General features: G+C 66.9%; 5 protein-coding genes. 3 read left to right on the top strand and 2 right to left on the bottom strand.

What is annotated here, in order from left to right:
• Window positions 1-484: 484 nt before the first annotated feature.
• Together BHQ18_RS28715 and BHQ18_RS28710 are read left to right on the top strand one after the other, a co-directional pair.
• Window positions 485-775 (top strand): WhiB family transcriptional regulator, encoded by a 291-nt coding sequence (locus BHQ18_RS28715; protein WP_069417027.1) that lies wholly within the window; start codon window positions 485-487, stop codon window positions 773-775.
• A 175-nt stretch (window positions 776-950) separates the two neighbouring features.
• Window positions 951-1,760, top strand: a complete 810-nt coding sequence (locus BHQ18_RS28710; protein ID WP_069417026.1) for a forkhead box protein — start codon at window positions 951-953, stop codon at window positions 1,758-1,760.
• Here the strand turns inward: BHQ18_RS28710 and BHQ18_RS28705 are convergent.
• On the bottom strand, window positions 1,757-2,815 hold the full coding sequence (locus BHQ18_RS28705) for a 3-deoxy-7-phosphoheptulonate synthase (protein ID WP_069417025.1): 1,059 nt from the start codon (window positions 2,813-2,815) through the stop codon (window positions 1,757-1,759). The genes BHQ18_RS28710 and BHQ18_RS28705 overlap by 4 nt on opposite strands.
• A gap of 626 nt (window positions 2,816-3,441) precedes the next feature.
• Between BHQ18_RS28705 and BHQ18_RS29965 the strand changes: the two genes are divergently transcribed.
• On the top strand, window positions 3,442-3,867 hold the full coding sequence (locus BHQ18_RS29965; RefSeq protein WP_131815748.1) for a hypothetical protein: 426 nt from the start codon (window positions 3,442-3,444) through the stop codon (window positions 3,865-3,867).
• A gap of 269 nt (window positions 3,868-4,136) precedes the next feature.
• Here BHQ18_RS29965 and BHQ18_RS28695 read toward each other — a convergent pair.
• A partial coding sequence (locus tag BHQ18_RS28695; RefSeq protein ID WP_131815747.1) for an HNH endonuclease signature motif containing protein occupies window positions 4,137-4,435 on the bottom strand: 299 nt, incomplete at its 5' end.

Raw genomic sequence — 4,435 nt, 5'->3', positions numbered from 1 at the left:
GGCGACGGCCCGCAGCCACCGCTGGCGCGGCGTCACGGCGGCCGGGAGCGGCCAGCGCGCGGCGTCGGCCCCGAAGGCCGCTTCGGCCAGGGCTGCGTCTACAGATGTGAACATCGAGTCGCGACGCTATCAACCTCGTCCCGGCGGCCGTTAACAGTTGATGCGCGTGGTGTTAACTCCATGTAAGCGGACCGGGGTAGCTGGATCGCGCCGCTTTCAAGCGAACTGGACAAATAGGCCCCGCCGCGAACGGCGAAACGTTTGCTTAGCACCGATCCCGCTACGCGCAGGCCCACAATGATGAACGTGAGGTAAATTCTGGGCCTGCGGTTATGTCAATGAGCACATGATCGGGCTATTGACGGAATTTCGTGCGCCCCCATACTTTGTCACCACGAGTGGTCATCGGCGACTTGGCTCGAATCGGTCTTGAACTCACGCATCCGGTTGCACACGAAAAGGGTGCGCAGAGAGGGGTTTTCCAATGCCACAGCCGCAACAACTTCCCGGGCCCAATGCAGATATCTGGGACTGGCAGATGGCCGGACTCTGCCGAGGCGTCGATTCCTCGATGTTCTTCCATCCCGACGGCGAACGCGGTCGGGCCCGCGCGCAGCGCGAGATGCGCGCCAAGGAGATGTGTCGCCGCTGCCCGGTGATCGCGCAGTGCCGCTCCCACGCACTCGCGGTCGGCGAGCCGTACGGCATCTGGGGCGGGTTGTCGGAATCCGAGCGTGAGCTGCTGTTGAAGCGGGGTATCCGCCGGGCGTCCTGACGACTTCGCTGGGCAGCGCGGTTCCGCTGTCGCTCAGCGCCTTTCCCGCCGATAAAGCGAACCATGTTGTAGCTCTGTGCAATTGCTGAGAATCACGGCAATTCGCGGCGCGAGCACGGCGACGTCGCCGATCCCGTGGCAATACTGGGGGCTCCCGCAGCGAGAGGAGCCCGACATGACCTGCACCCAGAGCGACACTCCCTGCTGGGAGGACTCGATGCCGCACTTCTCCGTACGCGAGAAGGGCGACCGCATCACGGCGATGCCGCTGGCCGCATCGGGGATGCTGAGCTTCTTCGCCGTGGCGACGTTCCTGTTGTGGGTGCCGACCGGTGCCGTCGGGACCCTGCTCGCCTACCGCGTGAGCCGGCAGATCGTCGACCCGTGGTGGATGATGGCCGGCGCGGCTCTCTACACCTTTTTACCGCTGACGGTCACCAGCATCACGACCGACGAGGCACGCAATGCGTTCGGGCAGCGCGCCACGGCCAAACGAATCTCAGCGACACCGGCTTTCGCGGGACTGGGCGCCGGCATCCTCGCTGCCGCGGTGTGGGCCGGCGGAATCACCGGGGCGGTGCTCGCGATCGTCGGCGCCGGCTGTGGGATCGCGGCGGCCGTGTCGATGCTGGCGGCGTGGAAGGGTATCCGCGACACTCGCGCGCGGCTCGCCTGGATGGCGTGGTTGCGCCGACACGGTCAGCGCGCGCCCGGCGTCCTGCGCGAGGTGAGGTTCCTCAAGAAGTGGAGCGACGAGAACCCGTTGTTCACCGTGGTCGTCGAGTTCGCGACCGAGCGCGGTCCGCAGCGGATCACCGCGAACATGGTGACCACCAGGCACCGGGTGCCACGCAACGACAGTGCCGTGGTGATCACCCGTGTGCCCGGCGATCCGGGGGCCGAGGTGCTCATCGACCTCGACCCGACGGGCCGACCCCGTTTCGACCCGGACACCACGAAGTACGTCCAGCCGAGCGCGACCTAGCGGGATCGCCCCGCGAGTTGGCGCAGCACCGACTCGGTCGCCGGCCAGTCCATGCACTTGTCGGTCACCGACTGGCCGTAGGTCAGCGGCTGGGCGTCGGGACTCTGGGCGCCGCCGACGAGGAAGCTCTCGAGCATTACGCCGCTGACGGGGAGCCCGTCGCGAACCATCTGCGCGACCTCGGCGGCAACCTCGGCCTGGCGGAGGTGGTCCTTGCCGGAATTGGCGTGGCTGCAGTCGATCACGACGCGGCCGGGGACTCCGGCGGCGGTCAGCTTGTCGGCGGTCGTGCGCACCGAGTCGGCGTCGTAGTTGGGTCCACCGGTGCCGCCGCGCAGGATCACGTGGCAGTCTTCGTTGCCTGCGGTGTTGACGAGGGCGCAGCGGCCCATGTCGTCCATTCCGAAGAAAACGTGTTGTGCGGCAGCGGCTTTGACGCCGTCGACCGCGACCTGGATGTTGCCGTCGGTGCCGTTCTTGAAGCCGACGGGCATCGACAGGCCGGAGGCCAGCTGGCGGTGCACCTGCGACTCGGTGGTGCGGGCGCCGATCGCGCCCCAGGCGACGGCGTCGGCGATGTACTGCGGGCTGTTGGGTTCGAGGAACTCGCACCCGACGGGCAGGCCGATGTCGATGATGTCGAGCAGCAGGTGGCGGGCGATGCGCAGTCCGCGGGCTACGTCGAAGGTGCCGTCCATGCCGGGGTCGTTGATCAGGCCTTTCCAGCCGATCGTGGTGCGGGGCTTTTCGAAGTACACCCGCATGACGACCTTGAGGCGGTCGCCGAGGTCGTCGGCCATCTTGACCAGCCGGCTGGCGTAGTCCAGCGCGGCAGACGGGTCGTGTACGGAGCAGGGACCGACCACGACGAGGAGCCGGTCGTCGCGGCCGGCGAGGATGTCGGCGATCTCGTCCCGGTCGCGCGCCACCCGCTCGGCACGGCGCGGTCCGAGCGGGAACTCGGTCACGACGTCGTGCGGGCTGGGGATTTCGCTGAACCCGCGGACGCGACGGTCGGAGGTGGCGGGCGGAGTGGCGGTCTGCGCCATGTTCATGTCGTTCGGGTGCCTTTCTGGTGTGGGCACCTGGGTGAAGAACCGGTGCCCTCTAATGACGAAAGGCAGCGACCTGGTGGTCACTGCCTGGGCTCCGGGTGGATGCGCGCTAGCGCTGCGCTTTATCGGCTCCGCCCGGAGCCTTGATAAAGCGCCAATAGCTGGCACACACGCCGATGTTCACGCCGGCCAATGTACACGCCCCCGCGAAACGCGGCCAAATCGGTATTCCTGTCAGCAACATGTCGGCGGGGAAACGGGGGCTCAGTTGCGGCGGTGACCGGGAAGATCAATTGATTCGGTGGGGTAGCGCGCATATCGGCGGGCGGCGGACCGGTTCTGGTTTGCTGACAGAAGTCCCACCGAGAGCGCTGGCCTCGTTGACGTGGTATATCGAATCAGTCAGGTTGTCGACGATCATCGGCATATGATTGCCGGGTCACGCTGAATCGGCCCCGCTCCCCCGGCTTCGGGCGATTACGATGCTTGCGTAGGCAACAAGTCGTGGCGGAACCCCTCCACTCGACTACGCGCAGATGGATTTACCTGCGAGGCTGTCCAGCAAGCGCTTCGATCGGGCGCGGCAGAAGCACGGGGGGACAATCCGAATGCCAGCACGTAGCAGCATGGTCAGAGCAGTTGTGTGGGGAATCAGTGCGGGGGCCGCGGTGGCCTTCGCCCCGGTGGCGGCCGCGCAGGAGCCGCCGCCCGCTGAGCCGACCGAGCAGCAGCAGCCTCCGGTTGATCCGGCGGCGATCGCCGGGTCTGCCGTGGACAGGGCGACGCAGCAGCTTCCGCCGGCCAGTCCGTATCCGACGAGCGGACCTCCGGGAGGGGTGTGCATGCGGATGAACGGCTTCCCGATCTATGTCCCGCCGGGTGGGCTGCCGAGTGAGCTCGTGGCATCGGGTGTGCCGTCCGGACCTGTGCATGCGGGTAACTGCACGAGCGAGGACGGTCCGGTGGGTGCGGCGGCCGACGTCGCGGGCGACGTGGTCGATGCCGCGATTCCTCCGAGCGAGAGCTCGGCGCCGCCGCCACCTCAGCCGTAGCAGCAGGCCGGAGTAGCCCGCTGTCGCGACTACACGTGCGACGCCGCTGCATTGGGCCCCAACGTATCAACGCTTCGCAGGTACGGACTTCTTGTCAGCCTCTGAGCGACAATGCCGCTCACCTACGACTGCATGTCGTGCGGCGATGAGCATCGTGAACGGTCATGACCGCAGCACGGTTTCCTCGTGACAATCCCCGCCGGAGAACCCGCATGCAGGGGTGGACAGCACCGAATTCGGTGTTGCTGCAGGGTGTTTGGGTTCTGAATCTAGTTCGGTGAGGGTGGTTCGTAGGGCTGGTACCACCACCATTGGGCGGGTTCGCCCAGGGGGCCGCGCCAGGGCGGGACCGCCGGGGGTGCTTCGGTGGGTGGTCGGGCCAGTGACGTGTTGGTCAGTTTGCGTCCGCCCTTGTCGGTGATGACAAGCTTGTCGGCGGGTCCGCGGATGGTGATCTCGCCGCGGTGATGCATGCGGTGGTGATGCGGGCACACCAGCACCAGATTCCACAACTCGGTGGGTCCGCCGTCTTCCCAGTGCACGATGTGATGGGCGTGCAGCCCGCGGG

The sequence above is a fragment of the Mycolicibacterium flavescens genome (assembly GCF_001722335.1).
Lineage (GTDB): Bacteria > Actinomycetota > Actinomycetes > Mycobacteriales > Mycobacteriaceae > Mycobacterium > Mycobacterium flavescens.
Note: the sequence above shows the minus strand (reverse complement) of the source record. Positions and strands in the feature narration are given on the sequence as shown.

Excerpts from the sequence above, each read along its gene's own strand:
- BHQ18_RS29965 (WP_131815748.1), top strand. The coding sequence starts at position 3,442 with ATGGTCAGAGCAGTTGTGTGGGGAATCAGTGCGGGGGCCGCGGTGGCC.
- BHQ18_RS28710 (WP_069417026.1), top strand. The coding sequence starts at position 951 with ATGACCTGCACCCAGAGCGACACTCCCTGCTGGGAGGACTCGATGCCG.
- BHQ18_RS28705 (WP_069417025.1), bottom strand. The coding sequence starts at position 2,815 with ATGAACATGGCGCAGACCGCCACTCCGCCCGCCACCTCCGACCGTCGC.
- BHQ18_RS28715 (WP_069417027.1), top strand. The coding sequence starts at position 485 with ATGCCACAGCCGCAACAACTTCCCGGGCCCAATGCAGATATCTGGGAC.